General features: G+C 66.6%; 15 protein-coding genes. 6 read left to right on the top strand and 9 right to left on the bottom strand.

The annotated features are described in order from the left end of the window. Window positions 1-165: 165 nt before the first annotated feature. Both FBY30_RS07090 and FBY30_RS07085 read right to left on the bottom strand, forming a co-directional pair. The gene (locus FBY30_RS07090; RefSeq protein WP_142132231.1) at window positions 166-774 is read right to left on the bottom strand and encodes a TetR/AcrR family transcriptional regulator; all 609 of its coding nucleotides are present in this window, start codon (window positions 772-774) and stop codon (window positions 166-168) included. A gap of 137 nt (window positions 775-911) precedes the next feature. Continuing rightward, window positions 912-2,198: an MFS transporter gene (locus FBY30_RS07085; RefSeq protein ID WP_142132230.1), complete on the bottom strand. Its 1,287-nt coding sequence runs from the start codon at window positions 2,196-2,198 to the stop codon at window positions 912-914. Window positions 2,199-2,286: 88 nt separating this feature from the next. Here FBY30_RS07085 and rraA point away from each other — a divergent pair, with 88 nt between their 5' ends. From rraA to FBY30_RS07070, 3 genes are all read left to right on the top strand, one after another. Next, window positions 2,287-2,781 carry a ribonuclease E activity regulator RraA gene (rraA, locus tag FBY30_RS07080; protein WP_142132229.1) on the top strand — a complete coding sequence of 165 codons (495 nt, stop codon included), beginning with the start codon at window positions 2,287-2,289 and terminating at the stop codon, window positions 2,779-2,781. Window positions 2,782-2,880: 99 nt separating this feature from the next. Then, on the top strand, window positions 2,881-4,545 hold the full coding sequence (locus FBY30_RS07075; RefSeq protein WP_142132228.1) for an MDR family MFS transporter: 1,665 nt from the start codon (window positions 2,881-2,883) through the stop codon (window positions 4,543-4,545). Between the two features lie 213 nt (window positions 4,546-4,758). Beyond that, complete coding sequence (locus FBY30_RS07070; protein WP_142132227.1) at window positions 4,759-6,201, top strand: sugar porter family MFS transporter; 1,443 nt, start codon at window positions 4,759-4,761, stop codon at window positions 6,199-6,201. A gap of 81 nt (window positions 6,202-6,282) precedes the next feature. Here FBY30_RS07070 and FBY30_RS07065 read toward each other — a convergent pair whose 3' ends face one another. From FBY30_RS07065 to FBY30_RS07040, 6 genes are all read right to left on the bottom strand, one after another. Then, window positions 6,283-7,509, bottom strand: a complete 1,227-nt coding sequence (locus FBY30_RS07065; RefSeq protein ID WP_142132226.1) for an MFS transporter — start codon at window positions 7,507-7,509, stop codon at window positions 6,283-6,285. A 32-nt stretch (window positions 7,510-7,541) separates the two neighbouring features. Beyond that, complete coding sequence (locus FBY30_RS07060) at window positions 7,542-7,982, bottom strand: MarR family winged helix-turn-helix transcriptional regulator (protein WP_142132225.1); 441 nt, start codon at window positions 7,980-7,982, stop codon at window positions 7,542-7,544. Window positions 7,983-8,024: 42 nt separating this feature from the next. Then, a complete protein-coding gene (locus tag FBY30_RS07055) occupies window positions 8,025-8,516 on the bottom strand; it encodes a GNAT family N-acetyltransferase (protein WP_200830752.1) in 492 nt (163 codons plus the stop codon). 125 nt (window positions 8,517-8,641) lie between these two features. Then, complete coding sequence (locus FBY30_RS07050; protein ID WP_142132223.1) at window positions 8,642-9,805, bottom strand: mannitol-1-phosphate 5-dehydrogenase; 1,164 nt, start codon at window positions 9,803-9,805, stop codon at window positions 8,642-8,644. After that, window positions 9,805-11,919, bottom strand: coding sequence for a PTS mannitol transporter subunit IICBA (locus FBY30_RS07045; protein ID WP_142132222.1), 2,115 nt, complete (start codon window positions 11,917-11,919; stop codon window positions 9,805-9,807). Before FBY30_RS07045 ends, FBY30_RS07050 begins: the two co-directional genes overlap by 1 nt. 87 nt (window positions 11,920-12,006) lie before the next feature. Continuing rightward, complete coding sequence (locus tag FBY30_RS07040) at window positions 12,007-12,735, bottom strand: TetR/AcrR family transcriptional regulator (protein WP_142132221.1); 729 nt, start codon at window positions 12,733-12,735, stop codon at window positions 12,007-12,009. A 162-nt stretch (window positions 12,736-12,897) separates the two neighbouring features. On the opposite strand from FBY30_RS07040, the gene ptsP reads away from it, so the two are divergent. From ptsP to FBY30_RS07025, 3 genes are read left to right on the top strand one after another with little or no spacing between them, the layout of a single operon-like run. Beyond that, window positions 12,898-14,583, top strand: coding sequence for a phosphoenolpyruvate--protein phosphotransferase (gene ptsP / locus FBY30_RS07035; protein ID WP_142132220.1), 1,686 nt, complete (start codon window positions 12,898-12,900; stop codon window positions 14,581-14,583). Window positions 14,584-14,635: 52 nt separating this feature from the next. Continuing rightward, entirely contained in the window at window positions 14,636-15,058 is a 423-nt protein-coding gene (locus FBY30_RS07030; RefSeq protein WP_142132219.1) for a helix-turn-helix domain-containing protein, read from the top strand. Continuing rightward, the gene (locus FBY30_RS07025; RefSeq protein WP_235009368.1) at window positions 15,058-15,888 is read left to right on the top strand and encodes an alpha/beta fold hydrolase; all 831 of its coding nucleotides are present in this window, start codon (window positions 15,058-15,060) and stop codon (window positions 15,886-15,888) included. The genes FBY30_RS07030 and FBY30_RS07025 overlap by 1 nt, the downstream gene beginning before the upstream one ends. Here FBY30_RS07025 and FBY30_RS07020 read toward each other — a convergent pair. Next, on the bottom strand, window positions 15,851-17,071 hold the full coding sequence (locus tag FBY30_RS07020; protein ID WP_142132218.1) for a PucR family transcriptional regulator: 1,221 nt from the start codon (window positions 17,069-17,071) through the stop codon (window positions 15,851-15,853). The two genes, FBY30_RS07025 and FBY30_RS07020, sit on opposite strands and share 38 nt — an antisense overlap. Between the last annotated feature and the right edge of the window lie 137 nt (window positions 17,072-17,208).

The raw sequence follows: 17,208 nt of genomic DNA, 5'->3' as shown, positions 1-17,208 counted from the left end.
GATGTTTCCGCCCTGCCGCTCCTGTGCCTCCATGCTAGGCAACGGAGGAACCACCATTTGGCGGCTCACAACAGCCATTTCCCGGGATCATGCGGTCAACAGGGCAACGTTGTGATCCAGATCACCCTATTATGGCGTATTTAAGCGGGTATTGGTCTAGGCCAGTTACGCGGATTTCGTCACTGTGAACCTCGAGTCCGCCTCAGGAGAGAGCCGGCCGCAGGCCTTCTTGAGGTCTTCCTCGGCCTCAAAGAGGGAAAGCCGGCGGTTCCGCACGGACTGGACCAGACCAGTGACGGTCAGCAGGAGGACCCTCGCCCCCACGGCGTCACCGCAGGCAGCGGTGACGAGCTTCTCACTGAGCGCGTCGATCTCGCACAGGAGGTCTGTGGTGTCCTTTTCAGGAAGGTAGACGCCACGGCTCAGGCACTGCTCCACCGCGGGCTGCATGACGCGCATGTGGAAGATCTCCATCAGCAGGCCGGAGAGCGCACGCCCCCGGAAGCGCGGGGAGGAATTGCGGGTCCCGGCCTGCAGCTCATCCAGCTGCTGCCGGTACAGCGCCAGCATCAGGTGCGTTGGCGACGGAAAGTAGCGGTACAGGGTGCCCAGCGGCACGTCCGCTTTTTCTGCCACCTGGGCTAGTTCCACGGCATCCAGTCCCGTGCGGGCAAACCCTGCAGCCGTATCGAGGATCCGTGCGTAGCGGAGGCGCTGGCGTGGAGCGGAAGGCCGGGCGGCCATGGGCGGATGGTCTGAAAAAGTCTCGGGCATCAGCATTCCGGGGTTGTGTTTTAGCGACTGCGGCCAGGAGCGCCCCCACTTCCGTACCGCCCTGCAGCCGGTTCAACTATACGGCACAGGTCCGTGCCCTAATTCGTCAGCCACCCTTACTATCGGTCCCCCCAGGGTCAGTTGACGCCCTTGATTTTCACCACGAAGACGGCGCCCAGCAGCCCAATGACGGCCGCTGTGAGGAACAGCGTCCGGTAGCCGCCCCCGTAGGTTACGGCCAGCAGCGCCAGCGCCGGCGCGACCACCTGCGGCAGGGAATTGGCCACGTTGATCACCCCCATGTCCTTGCCGCGGCTGACGGGGAACGGCAGGACCTGCGTGAGCAAAGCGAAGTCCACGGCCAGGTACGCGCCGAAACCGATGCCCAGCACGGCGGCGCCGGCAAGGGCTCCCGGCCACACAGGGAAGAACGCCATGATGGCACCGGCCATGGCAATGGTGGCGGAGGAACCGATAACGAAGGGTTTTCGCCGCCCCATCCGGTCGCTCCACGGTCCCGCCAGCACTGCGGTGATCATCACCATCACGGCATAGATCCCCGTCAGGACCAGCACGCCGGCGGCCGGATCCTCGTGGCCGATCACGTCCCGCAGGAAGAAGAGCAGGTAGACGATGGTCAACTGGTTGCCGACGTTCACCAGGAAACGGGTCAGCCATGCCCACGCGAAGTCCGGGTAGCGCCGGGGACTGATCCAGAAGCCGCGGAGGAACGCGCCAAGCCCGAAGGGCCCAGCGGTGTCCTTGGGCAGTGCGGGGTCGTTCCGATGGAACAGGTATGGCAGCACGGACAGCAGCAGCGCCCCGGCGCACAGCCAGTAGCCCACCATGAAGTTGCCCGACACCCCCGCACCGAAGACGGCCCCGGTGAGGATTCCGAGCGTTTGGCCCATAGCGGCAAGGCCGCCCACTCCCCCGCGCTGGACCACCGGCACCCGGTCCGGCACAGCGGCGGTAATGGCAGCGTAGGCGGCGTTTGCGCCGAGCTGCACCAGGCACCAGAACAGCACCATCAGCGCCACGGCGCCGGAGAAGGACATGGCCACCAGCGCGGCGGTGGCCAGCACCGCTCCGGCCAGCACCCACGGGGACCGGCGGCCGAAGCGGGACGTGGTCCGGTCCGAGAGCGCGCCGAAAAGCGGATTTGCCACCAGGGAGACAGCCGCACCGCAGGCCGTGACCAGCGAGAGGATGGCCTCCTTGCCGGGGGCGTCGATGGTGATTGCCTGCTGGCCGATGAACACGTTGATAGGGCCGAAGAAGGCCGCATTGATGCCCACGTTCACCAGCACCAGGCCGGTGACCCAGCGGGCGGTGACCTTGTGCACCGGCTCGGCGAGCGCCGCCGTCGTGCTTTCGCCTGCGGAGGTGCCATGTGCCGGCACAGGCGTGTTGGACAGACTCATTGGCTTGGCTCCCCCTGGTGCAGCCGGTTGGCGGTGCGATCAGACTATCGTGGTGCCCAAGCTGCCCCAACGGATAGAGGAGAACCAGATGAGCGCACCCACGCCGGCAGAAGCTTCTGCGGTTAATACGGCGGACCTTTACGACCAGCGCGGCGACGAACTGGCGTCCGTCTCCCTGCAGTTCCAGTCGCTGGGTGGCCGTTCGCACTTCAGCGGCCCGGTCCGGACCATCCGCTGTTTCCAGGACAATGCGCTGGTGAAGTCGACGCTCAACTCTCCGGGCAACGGGGCCGTGCTGGTGGTGGACGGCGGCGGCTCGCTGGGCACGGCGCTGATGGGGGACATGATCGCCGAAAGCGCGGTGGCGAACGGCTGGGCCGGCGTCGTCATCAATGGGGCCATCCGGGACCGGGTGGCGATCGGGCAGCTGGACCTGGGCGTCAAGGCGCTGGGCAGCAACCCGCGGAAGAGCCTGAAGGCCGGTGCCGGCGAGGTGGACGTGGACGTAGTGATCGACGGCGTGACCTTCCGTCCCGGAGCCACCGTCTGGTGCGATCCGGACGGCATCCTCGTCGAAGCGTAAAGCGAAAAATCTCCAAGGCGGGGAATAGAAAGAGCAGGTAAGATAGTTACTGAAAGCAACTATCGCTGCTTATATCCTTTTCTTTCCCTTGGAGCACCCATGTCCAAATCCACGGCCGCGCCCGCCGCCGGAGAAGCCCTGACGCAACGCCAGATCGTCACTGTAATGGTGGGCCTGATGCTGGGCATGTTCCTGGCATCGCTTGACCAGACCATCGTCTCCACGTCGATTTACACCATTGCCAATGACCTGGACGGGCTCTCCCTGCAGGCATGGGCCACTACCGCGTACCTGATCACCTCCACCGTCAGCACCCCGCTCTACGGCAAGCTAAGCGACATCTTTGGCCGCCGCCCGCTGTACCTGACCGCGATCGCCGTCTTCCTGGCGGGCTCCATCTACGCCGGGTCCGTGCACTCGATGACCGAGCTTGCCGTTGCCCGCGGCATCCAGGGCCTGGGTGCCGGCGGCCTGCTGGCCCTGGCGCTGACCATCATCGGGGACATCGTCTCCCTCAAGGACCGCGCCAAGTACCAGGGCTACTTCATGTCCGTCTTCGGCATCTCCTCGGTCCTGGGTCCCGTGGTGGGCGGCACCTTTGCCGGCTCCGCCAACATCCTTGGCTTCGACGGCTGGCGCTGGGTCTTCTTCATCAACGTGCCCATCGGCCTGGCCGCCCTGGTGGTGGTGTTCCTGTTCCTGCACCTGCCGGCCAGGCACCTCAAGCAGAAGATCGACTACTGGGGCGCCGCTGCCATCACCGTGGCCATCGTCCCGCTCCTGCTGGTGGCCGAACAGGGCCGCTCCTGGGGCTGGACTTCCACCAATTCGTTCGTCTGCTACGGAGTGGGCGTGCTGGGCATCGCGTGGTTCCTGCTCGCCGAGAAGCGCGCGGGGGACTACGCCCTGATCCCGCTGCGGCTCTTCCACAACATCACGTTCGGGCTGTCCTCGCTGCTGAACTTCATCATCGGCATCGGCATGTTCGGCGCCATCGCCATGCTCCCCATGTACCTGCAACTGGTCAAGGGCCTCACCCCCACCGAGGCCGGCCTGATGATGATCACTTTCACCATCGGCATCCTCTTCGGCTCCATCACGGCCGGCCGCACCATCTCAGCCTCGGGCACGTTCCGGATCTTCCCCATCATGGGCACCGGCATCCTGACCGCCGCCGCCCTGGTGATGGGCTCCGTCCTGAAAGTTGACACCGAGCTCTGGGTTCCCGGCCTCATTGCGGTGTTCTTCGGCGTGGGCCTGGGCTTCTGCATGCAGCCGCTCACCCTGGCCATGCAGACCTCGGTTCCGCCGCGGGACATGGGCGTCGGAACTTCCTCCGCGGCCTTCTTCCGCTCCATGGGCGGCGCCGTGGGAACCGCCGTCTTCATCTCCATGCTGTTCAGCCTGGCCGCTGACAGGATCGCCGAAGGAATGAAGGCCGCCGCCAGCGACGCCGCCTACCTGGCCGTCCTCAAGGACCCGGCCGTCGCTTCCGATCCGGCAAACGCCAAGCTGTACGACTTCTTCAAGAACGGCGCCTCCAACGACTCGCTCAACGACACCAGCTGGCTGCACACCGCCAACAGCACGCTGACCCGCCCCATCACCGAAGGATTCGCCACGTCCATCGACACGGTGATGCTGACGGCCGCGGCGCTGACCGGCCTGGCGTTCCTCATCAGCTTCGCCCTGCCGCGGAAGAAACTGACAGACCAGAACCCCTCCGCGCAGGACAAGGACAACATGCAGATCCCGGCACACTAGCGGGGCGGCGCAAAGACCAGACGACGACGGCGGCACGGCCCGCCGTCGTCGTCTTCTTTTAAGGTGCGCAGCACCGCGCCCGGGCAGCCCCCCCCCAAGTGGATCGAGGAGCCATGGCATGGAACACTTGCGGAAGCGCACCGGCGACGTAACCGGTTCTGCAGCCGACGACGTCCGCACCGCTTCCACCCATTCCAGAACCCAGGGAGAACCATGCCCACTGCACAGGAGCAGACCAATACCAGGATACCGCGGCGGGTGATCTGGCTGGCGCTTGCGGGGGCGGTGGGCGGATTCCTCTTCGGGTTCGACTCGTCCGTGGTCAACGGTGCCGTGGACGCCCTGAAGGAAGAATTCGCGCTGTCCGAGGCCGTGACCGGCTTCGCCGTGGCCGTCGCCCTGCTGGGCTGCGCGGCGGGCGCTTTCCTGGCCGGCAGGGTGGCGGACCGCCATGGCCGCATCCCCGCGATGAAGCTGGGCGCGCTCCTCTTCCTGGTCAGCGCCCTGGGGACCGGCTTCGCCTTCGGCGTGTGGGACCTGGTGTTCTGGCGCCTGGTGGGCGGGCTGGGCATCGGCCTGGCCTCGGTCATCGCCCCCGCCTACATCTCCGAGATTTCACCCCGGAAGGTCCGCGGCCGCCTTGCCTCGCTGCAGCAACTGGCCATCACCACCGGCATCTTCGCCGCCCTGCTCTCGGACGCGGTCCTGGCCACCACCGCCGGCGGTGCGGACCAGAACTTCTGGCTGGGCATTGAAGCGTGGCGCTGGATGTTCCTTGCCGCCGCGGTGCCCGCCGTCGTCTACGGCTGGATTGCCTTCACCCTGCCCGAGTCCCCGCGGTTCCTGGTATTCAAGGGCAAGGAGGACGAGGCCCGGAAGGTGTTCGCCTCCATTGCCCCGGCCGAGGACACCGACCGGCACATCCGCGACATCCAGGAGGCCATCGAAGAGGACAAGCTGGCCGGCCAGAAAGGCTCCCTGCGCGGCAAGACCCTGGGCCTGCAGGCCGTAGTCTGGGTGGGCATCATTCTCTCCGTGCTGCAGCAGTTCGTGGGCATCAACGTGATCTTCTACTACTCCACCACCCTGTGGAAGGCTGTCGGCTTCCAGGAGAAGGACTCCCTGGCCATCTCGGTGGCAACCTCGGTCACCAACATCCTGGTCACCCTGGTGGCCATTGCCCTGGTGGACCGCGTTGGCCGCCGCCCCATCCTCCTGACCGGGTCCGTTGGCATGGCCGTGTCCCTGGGGGCCATGGCGCTGGCGTTCTCCTCCGCAACCGGCAGCGGCGAGGACATCACCCTGCCGGGCGCCTGGGGTCCCGTTGCCCTGGTGGCCGCCAACATCTTCGTGATCAGCTTCGGCGCTTCCTGGGGCCCGCTGGTATGGGTTCTCCTGGGCGAGATCTTCCCGTCCAGGATCCGTGCCCGCGCCCTGGGCCTGGCCGCCGCGGCGCAGTGGGTGGCCAACTTCGTGATCACCCTTAGCTTCCCCGTCATGGCAGCCGCGTCCTTGCCGCTGACGTACGCCATGTACGCCCTGTTCGCGGCAGCGTCCTTCTTCTTCGTCATGTTCAAGGTGCCGGAGACCAACGGCATGTCCCTGGAGCAGGCGGAGACCCTGTTCGTACCGAAGGGGTCGGCCAAGGCCAAGTAACGCCCCACCACCTTGCACAGGAAAACAACAAACCCTCCACCACATGGCGTGATGGAGGGTTTGTTGTTTGATCAGCTGTGCCTAGACGACGTGCGGTTCGTGTGAGGACAGGTACTTGCGCCCGCCGAACGCGATGGCGATGGCGATCACCATAGCCAGGGCGCCGGCGAAGAACGGAACCTGCGGGCCGAAGTGTTCACCGAGCTGCGCCGCCAGGAACGGTGCCAGGGCGCCGCCCATCCAGCGGACAAAGTTGTAGCCGGAGGACGCCACGGGCCGGGGCGAATCGGAGACACCCATGGCCAGTTCGGTGTAGATGGTGTTGTTGACGCCCAGCAGCGCACCGGCAACGATGACCAGGACGACGACGGCAGGAACCGAGTGCCCGGCCGCCAGTCCCAGCCCCGCCAGGTCCAGCATGAGCAGGAACAGCGTTCCGGTCAGGACTTTGACGGCGCCGAAGCGGTTCTGCAGGGGCGGTGCCACGAAGACGGAGAACACGGCCACGGCCACGCCCCAGCCGAAGAAGACACCGCCGATTCCGTAGGCGTTCATGCCCAGGATGAACGGGGTGAAAGCCAGGATGGTGAAGAAGCCGTAATTGTAGAACAAGCCGCTTGCCGCCGTGGTGCGCAGTCCCTTGTGGCCCAGCGCCAGCAGGGGGTCGCGCAGCCGCACCTTGCGTTCGGGCAGCGGCGTCTTGGGCAGCAGGGTGATCAGCGCGATGAAGGCGGCGGCCATCAGGACTGCGGTGCCGAAGAACGGTGCGCGCCACTGCCAGCCGCCCAGGAGGGCGCCGAGGAGCGGGCCGAGGGAGATGCCCAGGCCCAGGGCGGCTTCGTAGAGGATGATGGCGGTGCCGGCGCCGCCGCTGGCCACGCCGACGATCACGGCGAGCGCGGTGGCGACGAACAGGGCGTTGCCCAGCCCCCAACCGGCGCGGAAGCCAACCAGTTCACTGACGCTGGCGGACAGGCCGGAGAGCGAGGAGAAGACGACGATGACGGCCAGGCCGATCAGCAGCGTCTTCTTGCCGCCGATCCGGGAGGAGACGAATCCCGTGATCAGCATGGCCAGCGCCGTGACCAGGAAGTAGCTGGTGAACAGCAGGGACACCTGGCTGGGGGTGGCGTTCAGGTTGGTGGCAATGGCGGGGAGGATGGGGTCCACCAGGCCGATGCCCATGAAGGCGAACACTGCAGCCAGGGCGGTGGCCCAGACTGCCTTTGGCTGCTTCAGGAATGAGGCTTTTTCAGCCTGCAGGGTTGATTCTGGTGCTTGCAGGGATTCTGCGAGCTGGCCGTCCATGGAGGGTACTCCTAAGTTTCGTACTAATCGGTTCAGTTCTGGAGCGATGCGTTGATCTTGTCGATGACCGGCAGGGCCTCGGCCAGGGCTTTGCGGTCCTGGTCGGTGAGGGTGCTGAGGATTTCGGCCATCACCTGGTTGCGGCGCTTGTTGGCGGAGTCGACGGCGGCGCGGCCTTCCTCAGTCAGGATCACGCGGACCGCACGGGAGTCCGCCGGGTCCGGCTCGCGGCGGGCCAGGCCTGCGCGCTCAAGCTTGATGATCTGTTCGGTGGCACTGGGCACGCGGACTCCGAGGTTCCGGGCAATCTCACCGACCCGCTGGCCGTCCCCAAGCATCATCTTGAGGGTGCTGAGCTGGGCGGCGCTGAGTTCACCGTCGGCGTCGAGGCGCCGAACCAGGTAGATACTGTGGCGGAGGGCTTCGCGGAACCCGCTGGCAAGCTCCTGCAGCTGGGCATCGTTCGTATTCATCGTTAGGTAGCCTAACATTTAGGCACCCTAACGGTCAAGGAGTTAGAGTTCCAGCTTCATGCCGACATGGCTGGCCTCGAAGCCCAGCTGCTCGTAGAACCGGTGGGCTGCCGTGCGGCTCTTGTGGGTGGTCAGCTGCATCAGCCGGCAACCGTGGTTCCGGGACTCCTGGACGGCCCATCCCACCATCAGCTTGCCGATGCCCTGCCCGCGAAGGGACGCCGCCACCCGGACGCCCTCAAGCTGAGAGCGCCAGGCTCCCTGCCGGGAGATGCCGGGGAGGAAGCTCAGCTGGAAGGTGGCAACAACAGGTCCCGCCTCCGCGCCCGGCGGCACCAGCTCCCCCACCGCCAGCAGGTGGGCGGGATCGGCCTCGATCGCGTCGAAAGCCCGCTCGTACGGTTCCATGTCCCTGGCGGTTTCGCGGCCGGCGCCCAGTGCGTCATCCGCCAGTAAGTGGACCAGGGCCGGCAGGTCCGCGCGGGTGGCGTGGCGGAGGCGGAACGTCCCGCCGTCGACGCCGGCAGTGAACAAAGCAGCAGCTTGTTTGGAAGTCACCCGCCCAGCTTGGCACAGCAAAAACCACGACGCCGGCACTTTTGAAAGTGCCGGCGTCGTGGTTTACGCAGTACGTCGGTTAGTCCGGAAGGCGGACCAGGTCAGGCGGGGGTGCGGGCCAGCTCCGCCTGCCGCTCCTCCACGAGGGTGGCCACGGCGTTGAATAGCGGGTGCTCCGGTTCAAGCCCCGTGATCCTGGCTGTGGCGTCGGCGGGGCTGGCGGATCCCAGGATGCCCGCCAGTTCGGTGGCTTCCGCATCGGCGGGATCGTTGAACCTCAGCGCGGCCGCGATCGCACCCAGCAGGGCCTCGGGCACGACGCCCCGTTCGGCAAGTTCCGCGGCAGGGCCGATGAACCGTTCGTGCCGGCTTAGCTTCCGCAGCGGAGCCCGGCCCACCCGGTTGACCGTGTCCGGCAGGTACGGGTTGGAGAACCTGACCAGGATTTTCTGGACATAAGCCTCCTGTTCGTCGTTGCTGAACCCGTGCTTGGCCACCAGCAGCTGCTTGGTTTCCTCCAGCACCGCGCGCACGTCCTCGGCCACGTCCTGGTCGGCCATGGCGTCGGAGATCTTCTCCAGGCCCGCTTCGAATCCGAAGTACGCAGCAGAGGCGTGCCCGGTGTTGACGGTGAACAGCTTCCGCTCGATGTAGGGCGAAAGGTCATCCACGAACGCGGCACCGGGGATCACGGGGGCGGAATCACCAAAGGCGGTGCGGTCGATGACCCACTCGTAGAAGGTCTCCACGGTGACGTCCAGGCCCTGCCCGGCCTCCTGGTTGGGCACGATCCGGTCCACGGCCGTGTTGGCGAACACCGCCTTGCCGTCCAGCACTGCGGCGGTGACGCCCGGCTGGGAGGCCACCTCCTTGGCCAGGATGTCCGTGGCATTGATGGCGTTCTCGCAGGCCATTACCTGCAGCGGCGCCAGGCCCGGCTCCCGCGCAACGATGCCCTTGGCGATCACCGGCGCCACGAACTTCAGGATGTGCGGACCCACCGCGGTGGTGACGATGTCCGCCGTCGAGATCTCCTGGACCAGTTCCGCTTCCTGGGCGTTGGAGTTCAGGGCACGGAAGTTGTCCACGGTGCGCACGGCGGGGTTCTCCCCCACCTCGTGCACCGCGTAGCTGTCGGCGTCTTTGAGCCGGTTGATCAGCTCCTCGGCGACGTCAGCGAACACCACTTCATACCCGGCATCATGCAGGAGCAGGCCCACGAAGCCGCGTCCGATGTTGCCGGCACCAAAATGTACTGCCTTCACTATGCGTTGACCTTTCCGAAGAGGTCCAGGACTTCGTCTTCGGAGGTGGCGGCCTCCAGGCGGGCCACCTGCTCCTTGTTGGTGAAGACCTTGGCAATGGAGGACAGGATGTGCAGGTGCTCATTGTTGATGCCTGCCACGCCCACCACGAACTTGACCTGCTTGCCGTTCCAGTCGATGCCTTCCGGGTAGCGGATGACGGACACTGCCGACTTGCGGATGTGGTCCTTGGCAGCGTTGGTGCCGTGCGGGATGGCCAGGAAGCTGCCCATGTAGGTGGACACCGATTCCTCGCGTTCGTGCATTGCGGCAATATAGCCCTCGTCCACGGCACCGCGGGCCAGGAGCAACCGGCCGGCCTCGTCGATGGCGGCGTCGCGGGTGGTGGCCGAACCGGTCAGAACCACGCTCTCGCGGGCCAGGATGTCACCGGAGCCATTGGCGGAGGCATCGGCAGCAGGGGCTGCGTCGACCGGGGCGTCGGCGGCGTGGGCACCGTGGGTGGTGCCGGCGCCGGCCGCCGCCGCCATTGCGGGCCCTGAAGCGGAGGCACCGCCGGGCGTACCCGCTCCCGCGTCCGGCCCCTCGGTGGCCGCAGCACCTTCGGTGTTGCTCTCCCGGACCAGGTCAACGATCTCGTCATAGCGGGGGCTGTTCATGAAGTTATCCACCGAGTAGTGCATGGCGCTGGAGGTGACAGGCTTGGCGCGTTCGGTCAGGTCCTGGTGGGTGACCACCACGTCGTAAGTGTCGCTGAGGTTGGCGATGGAGGCGTTGGTGACCTTGACGTCCGGGAAGCCGGCCGCCTTGATCTTGTTCCGCAGCACCGAGGCGCCCATGGCACTGGAGCCCATGCCGGCGTCGCACGCGAACACGATGTTCCGCACGGGACCAGCCAGCACGCCCACTCCGCCGCGGCCCGCCGCTGCGCCGGCAGCGGTTCCGGCACCGGCACCGGTCAGGTGGGAGGACACAGAGCTCTTCTTGCCCTTCATCTCCTCCATGCGGGCGGTGGCGTCGCCGAGGTCCGCCTCATCGCTGTGCTTGGTGGTCTTCAGGATCACCGAGGACACCAGGAAGGAGACTGCCGCGGCGAGCACCACGGACAGGATCACCCCGAAGTAGCTGTCGCGGGAGGTCTGCGCCAGCACGGCGAAGATGGACCCTGGGGCAGCAGGCGCCACCAGGCCGGAGTTGGTGACCGCAAGGGTGGCGATGCCGGTCATGCCGCCCGCGATGGTACCCAGGATCAGCAGCGGACGCATCAGGACGTACGGGAAGTAGATCTCGTGGATGCCACCAAGGAACTGGATGATGGCAGCGCCGGGAGCCGATGCCTTGGCGGCGCCGCGGCCAAAGAATGTGTACGCGAGCAGGAGGCCCAGGCCGGGGCCGGGGTTGGCTTCCAGAAGGAAGAGGATGGACTTGCCCTGCTCAAGCGACTGCTGCACGCCCAGCGGCGTGAGCACGCCGTGGTTGATGGCGTTGTTGAGGAACAGGACCTTGGCCGGTTCGATGAAGATGCTGGTCAGCGGCAGGAGGCCGTTGTGCACCAGGAACTGGACAAAGTTGCCCGCGGCGGTGCTGAAGGCGGTAACCAGGGGCGATATGCCGTAGAACCCCAGCAATGCCAACAGGGCACCCCAGATGCCGGCGGAGAAGTTGTTGACCAGCATCTCGAAGCCGGGGCGGATCTTGCCGTCCCAGATCGAGTCGATCTTCTTCATGGTCCAGCCGCCCAGGGGGCCCATGATCATGGCGCCGATGAACATCGGGATGCCGGCACCGACGATCACGCCCATGGTGCCGATGGCCCCCACCACGCCGCCGCGGACGTCGTAGACCATCTTGCCGCCGGTGTAGCCGATCAGCAGCGGCAGGAGGTAGGTGATCATGGGACCCACCAGGCCGATGTTCGGCTTCCCGTCGGTCTCACCGAAACCACCCAGTTGCGGAACGGGCAGCCACCCCTTCTCGATGAAGAGGGCGGTGATGATGCCCCAGGCGATGAACGCCCCAATGTTGGGCATGATCATGCCGGACAGGAATGTCCCGAACTTTTGGACGTGCACGCGCGCGCTGGTGCGGGGTTTTGCAACTGTCTCTGTTGCCATGTGATTTCCTAACCGTCATTCCTGCTGCTCCGCAGGATGGTCCGATGATTACGACGACGTACTGCTGGGTATTACCGGTTTGTGGGGCTAACCTGCCGGGCTGGTGGAGATCCGGTGGAGCCACTCGAGGAAGAGCTTGAGTTCCGAGCTGGAAAGCTGGTCAGAGTGCGAAGCCTGAAGTGCGGCGTTCAGGGCAATCGCTGCCACCACTACCGAGGACTTTCCGGTGCCGCCCGGGGCCGGGCCGCTGGCGGGCTCGGCGGACACCGCAAAGATCATGGCGTCCCGGGTCATGGTGGACAGTTCGAGGTTGCGTTCGGTGGCGGGTTCCGCAATCAGCATGAGAGTCACGCCCACGTTGGCCGCCAGGATGGACCTGGCCGCTTCCCTGGGCTGGACGTTCAGCTGGCCCGCCGCCGCTGCCTTGTTCAGCATGTCCTCCATCAGCGCTTCGGCATCGGCCACAATGGCCGGCCGGCTTTCCGGGCGGATATTGCCGAACATCACCAGGTACAGCTCGGGCTGGTTCAGGCCGAACTGGACGTGGTTGTCCCACATTCTCCGGATGTCCTCAAGGGGCTGTCCGGAGGGGGCGAAATCCCTTTCGCCCGCGACATATTCTTCAAACCCTGCGGCGACGACGGCGTCGAACAGACCTTCCTTGTCACCGAAGTGGTGGTACAGCGTGGGAGCCGAAACCCCCGCCAGCTGGGTGATCTGGCGGGTGGAAACCGGAGCTCCCGCGGAATTTGCCAGCAGTTCAGCGGCAGCACGAAGCAGTCGCATTTTGGGGGGAAGCTGGCCATCCAAACTCATAACCGCTACCCTAGCACCTATAGCGTTGCTATATGAACTGAATCACATACAATTTTTTCAGGCACGTTTCCTGCCCCTGGACGTAGCAGTCCTCCGGCCGGACCCGGCACGGCGCCGGAGCACTTGGCGGGCCTGTCTACCGGCAGAGAATGAGGACCTTCAGTGCAGAACTTCCCAGGAGTAGGCGTCAGCCCAGGCCGCGTCATCGGCGCCATCCGGCAGATGCCCAAGCCGATCAGCGAGCCTCCCGCCGGTGAACAGCTGGCCCCGGACACCACTGCCGAGGAAGCCACCGCGGCGCTGAAGGCAGCGGCTCAGGCCGTGCACGACGAACTGAAGGACCGTGCCGCCCACGCCACCGGTGACGGCAAGGCCGTCCTGGAGGCGACTGCCCTGATGGCCAAGGACACCATGCTGATCAAGGGGGCGGCCAAGCTGGTGGCCAGGGGCGTTTCTGCCGAACGAGCCATCTGGGAATCCGGCTCCTCCGTATCGGAAATGCTGCACAACCTGGGCGGTTACATGGCCGAACGCGCCACCGATGTCCTGGACGTGCGCGCCCGGATCGTGGCCGAGCTGCGGGGCGTGCCCGCACCCGGCATTCCCGCTTCCAACACCCCGTTCGTCCTGGTGGCAGAGGACCTGGCCCCAGCGGACACCGCCACGCTTGACCCCAACAAGGTCCTGGCCCTGGTCACCGCGGGCGGCGGCCCGCAGTCGCACACCGCCATCATCGCCCGCTCCCTCGGCCTGCCGGCCGTGGTGGCCGCCGTCGGCGTTGACGAACTGCCGGACGGCACCGAGGTGTATGTGGACGGCGCGGCCGGCAGCATCACTGCGGAACCGGACCAGACCCTCCGCGCAACTGCGGAAGCGTGGGCTGCCACGGCATCCCTCCTGGCCGAATTCACCGGTACGGGCGCGACGGCGGACGGCCACGAAGTGCCGCTGCTGGCCAATGTGGGCGGCGGCAAGGACGCCGAAGCGGCCGCCAAGCTGGGAGCCCAGGGCGTGGGGCTCTTCCGCACCGAATTCTGCTTCCTGGAACGGGACACCGAACCCAGCGTCGAGGAACAGGCCGCAGCCTATAAGAGCGTGTTCGACGCCTTCCCCGGCAAGAAGGTGGTGCTGCGGACGCTGGACGCCGGCGCCGACAAGCCGCTGCCCTTCCTGACCGACTCCACCGAGCCCAACCCTGCCCTGGGCGTCCGCGGCTACCGCACCGACTTCACCACCCCCGGCGTGCTGGACCGGCAGCTGGAGGCCATCGCCCTGGCCCAGCAGCAGTCCGAGGCCGACGTCTGGGTCATGGCCCCCATGATCTCCACCGCGGAAGAGGCTGCCCGCTTCGCTTCCATGTGCGCTGACGCCGGCATCAAGACGCCGGGCGTGATGGTGGAGGTCCCGTCCGCGGCCCTCACCGCGGAAGCCATCCTTCGTGAAGTCGGCTTCGCCAGCCTGGGCACCAACGACCTTACGCAGTACGCCATGGCCGCCGACCGCCAGCTCGGCCCGCTGGCCAACCTGAACACCCCGTGGCAACCCGCGGTGCTTCGCCTCGTTGGACTGACCGTCGAAGGCTCCCGCGCGGAAGGCCACAACAAACCCGTGGGCGTCTGTGGCGAGGCCGCCGCCGATCCCGCCCTCGCCGTCGTCCTCACCGGGCTTGGCGTCACCACCCTGTCCATGACCGCCCGCTCGCTGGCCGCCGTGGCAGCGGTCCTGAAGACAGTCACCCTGTCCGAGGCGCAGGAACTGGCCAAGCTGGCCCTGTCCGCGCCGAGCGCCACCGAGGCACGGGCCTGGGTTCGGGAGAAGCTGCCGGTCCTCGAAGAGCTGGGCCTCTGACGCCTCCTCCACGGCTCCGGCGTGCCGGCCGCGGCCGGGATAGGCTACGTGCATGGCACTGATAGCCCCCCGCGTCACGGCCGGCCTGCCCGCCGGCGACGCGCGCAGCCTTGCACGCGCCCTCGAGGACAGCAATGACATCACCGTGTTCGTGGACGGCACCGTCCACCGCCTGCCCGGACAGGCGCGGGACGCCGTCGTGGACCTCCTCGCCAGGCTGGGCCGTGGCGAGACGGTGACCGTGGGCAGCGTCGAGGAGATGCTGACCACCTCACAGGCAGCCGAGCTGGCAGGGATCTCGCACACCTACCTGCGCAACATGACGGACCGCGGCGAGATCCCGGTGGAATACCGCGGCTCACACCGCCGCATCCGGACGGCCGACATCATGGCCTGGCTCGACAAGCAGAAGCTTGCGGAACAGAAGCGCAAGCAGGGCAGGGACGCCGGGCACGACGCCGGCACGGGGGAATAGTGCGGACCCCATCGGCGTGGGTGCGCAGCCGGAAAGAGGTTGCGCTTCGCTCGGCCGACGTGGAAGCGAACGGTTTCAGGGGGCGCATTCTCTGGGCAGACGGTACCCCTGCCCCGGGTCCGGCTGCTGCGGCGGGCCCGGCAGCACCCGCCTACATCCTGATCCACGGCATCGGTGTTTCGCACCGCTACCTGCGCCGGCTGCACGGTGAGCTTGCCGCCGTCGCCCCTACATACTCGCTGGACCTTCCAGGATTTGCCGCAACCCCCAAGCCGGGCAGGCAATTGTCCGTAGCGGACTACGGCGCCTTCATCGCGCAGGCGCTGAAGGCAAGCGGTATCAGCTCGTACATCCTGGTGGGTCATTCCATGGGCGTGCAGTTCGCCATCGAGGCGGCGCTCTACGCCCCGGGGCAGGCACAACGGGTGGTGTTGATGGGTCCCGTGGTTGACTCACGGCACCGCAGCGTCCGGCGGCAGGGCCTGGCCCTGTTCCTTGATGCGCTCCTCCGCGAAAACTTGTCCTCCAACTGGCTGGTCTTCTCGGACTACTTCCGCTGCGGCCCCCGCTGGTACTTCACCGAGCTCCCCGTCATGATGTCCTACCCCACCGAAGCACGGCTGGCTGGCGTCAACGTTCCCGTCCTGGTGCTGCGCGGCAACCATGACCAGGTGGCCGGTGCCGACTGGTCGCTCCGGCTCTCGCAGGTGGTACCGCAGGGAAGCTTCGTAGAGATTTCCAGGGCTGGGCACGTGGCACAACACCTGCGCCCGCGGGAGGTGGCAGCCGCGATCAGATCCTGGGCCGCGCCGCCCATCGTCGCATCTTGAGCGCGGCGTGCAGTTCCAGCCGGGGAAGGCCCTTCAAGGGGTCCACGCCCAGCAGTTGGCGGATCCGGCCGAGCCTGTTGTAGATGCTGCTCCGGTGCAGGTGGAGCTTGCCGGCCACGTCCTGGACTGATCCGTCGTTGTCGTAGAGCAGTTCCAGCACCGGGATGAGCTCGCCGTTGCGGTCGTGGTCCTCAAGCATCCGGAAGTACACCGAGCCGGAGTCCGCCCAGGCCCCCACTCCTCCCCCGGCCGATGCGAGCAGCTGGTACACGCCAGTGGACCGGCAATCCACCAGCTCGCCCAGCTGCGGATCCACCGCCGCCGCCTGGGCCGCCACCCGCGACTGCCGGTATGCCTCGGCGAGCTGCCTGGTCTTGGCGAATCCCTCGCTGATGCCCAGGATGATCCGGTGGACCGGGCGGCCGGAGCGCTTGGCCAGCTCCAGCTGGTAGTGCACCAGGACCTGGGCATGGTTGGCGCGGCCGGTCGATTCGCGGAACAGCACCACGGAATGGGTCTCCGTGCCGGCACTGAAGAGGGCGGCATCCATGCCCACCGTTGCCTGGAGCGCAGTGGAGCGGTGGATCAGGGTGGACGCGATGGGGTCCGGGCCGCTGGCCCAGCCGTCGGCATCGAGTACCGTAACCATCTGCCACGGCCCCCGGCCCTGGACTTCCTTCCAGCCGGCCACCGCTGCCACCGCGTTGGGTTCTCCGGAGCATGCCAGCAGGAACTCACGCTCACGGCTGCGTCGGAATTCGGATTCGGCGGTGTTTGAATCGAGCAGGAGGCCGGAGAGCAGCTCCAGCTCATGGTTGACGCCGGGCAGCTGGGTGAGGATCGCCGTCGGGCTTTCCTCCGCCGAATCCTGCTGCACCCACAGGTACCCAACCCGGAAGCCCCGGACCATCAACGGAACGCAGACCCGGCCCAGCATGCCCAGGTCCGGGTTGGCCGGGACCACGACGGGCCGCACGGCGGTGGCAATCCCGTGCGATAGCTGCCATGCGCTCACGTCCGCCGGGACCTTCTTGCTCAGGAGGAAGTTCACCCGCACCCGGTCGGCATGGGACTGGTTGGAGCTGTAGGCAAGCAGCAGCCCGTCCAGGTCCTCGAGCGACAGGCCACGGCCCAGCTTCTGCGCCACCTGCTCGACGAGCTGTTCCACACCCTGCTGCTGCATGGGCCAACAGTACTGCCTTGGAAGCGTCCCGCACGAACGGACAGGAGGCGACACCTGACGCTTCAGGACTCGACAGATGTCGAGCTGCAGCGGACAAAAACCGCGGAATTCCAAGGTTTTTGAAGTCCTCACGGTCC

The sequence above is a fragment of the Arthrobacter sp. SLBN-83 genome (genome assembly GCF_006715285.1).
Classification (GTDB): Bacteria; Actinomycetota; Actinomycetes; order Actinomycetales; family Micrococcaceae; genus Arthrobacter.
The sequence above is the reverse complement of the archived record's forward strand: the minus strand, read 5'-3'. Positions and strand labels throughout refer to the sequence as shown.

What these genes read in the sequence shown, in the direction of transcription:
- FBY30_RS07090 (WP_142132231.1), bottom strand. Translation starts at nt 774, where the DNA reads ATGCCCGAGACTTTTTCAGACCATCCGCCCATGGCCGCCCGGCCTTCC.
- FBY30_RS07085 (WP_142132230.1), bottom strand. Translation starts at nt 2,198, where the DNA reads ATGAGTCTGTCCAACACGCCTGTGCCGGCACATGGCACCTCCGCAGGC.
- rraA (WP_142132229.1), top strand. Translation starts at nt 2,287, where the DNA reads ATGAGCGCACCCACGCCGGCAGAAGCTTCTGCGGTTAATACGGCGGAC.
- FBY30_RS07075 (WP_142132228.1), top strand. Translation starts at nt 2,881, where the DNA reads ATGTCCAAATCCACGGCCGCGCCCGCCGCCGGAGAAGCCCTGACGCAA.
- FBY30_RS07070 (WP_142132227.1), top strand. Translation starts at nt 4,759, where the DNA reads ATGCCCACTGCACAGGAGCAGACCAATACCAGGATACCGCGGCGGGTG.
- FBY30_RS07065 (WP_142132226.1), bottom strand. Translation starts at nt 7,509, where the DNA reads ATGGACGGCCAGCTCGCAGAATCCCTGCAAGCACCAGAATCAACCCTG.
- FBY30_RS07060 (WP_142132225.1), bottom strand. Translation starts at nt 7,982, where the DNA reads ATGAATACGAACGATGCCCAGCTGCAGGAGCTTGCCAGCGGGTTCCGC.
- FBY30_RS07045 (WP_142132222.1), bottom strand. Translation starts at nt 11,919, where the DNA reads ATGGCAACAGAGACAGTTGCAAAACCCCGCACCAGCGCGCGCGTGCAC.
- FBY30_RS07040 (WP_142132221.1), bottom strand. Translation starts at nt 12,735, where the DNA reads ATGAGTTTGGATGGCCAGCTTCCCCCCAAAATGCGACTGCTTCGTGCT.
- FBY30_RS07030 (WP_142132219.1), top strand. Translation starts at nt 14,636, where the DNA reads ATGGCACTGATAGCCCCCCGCGTCACGGCCGGCCTGCCCGCCGGCGAC.
- FBY30_RS07020 (WP_142132218.1), bottom strand. Translation starts at nt 17,071, where the DNA reads ATGCAGCAGCAGGGTGTGGAACAGCTCGTCGAGCAGGTGGCGCAGAAG.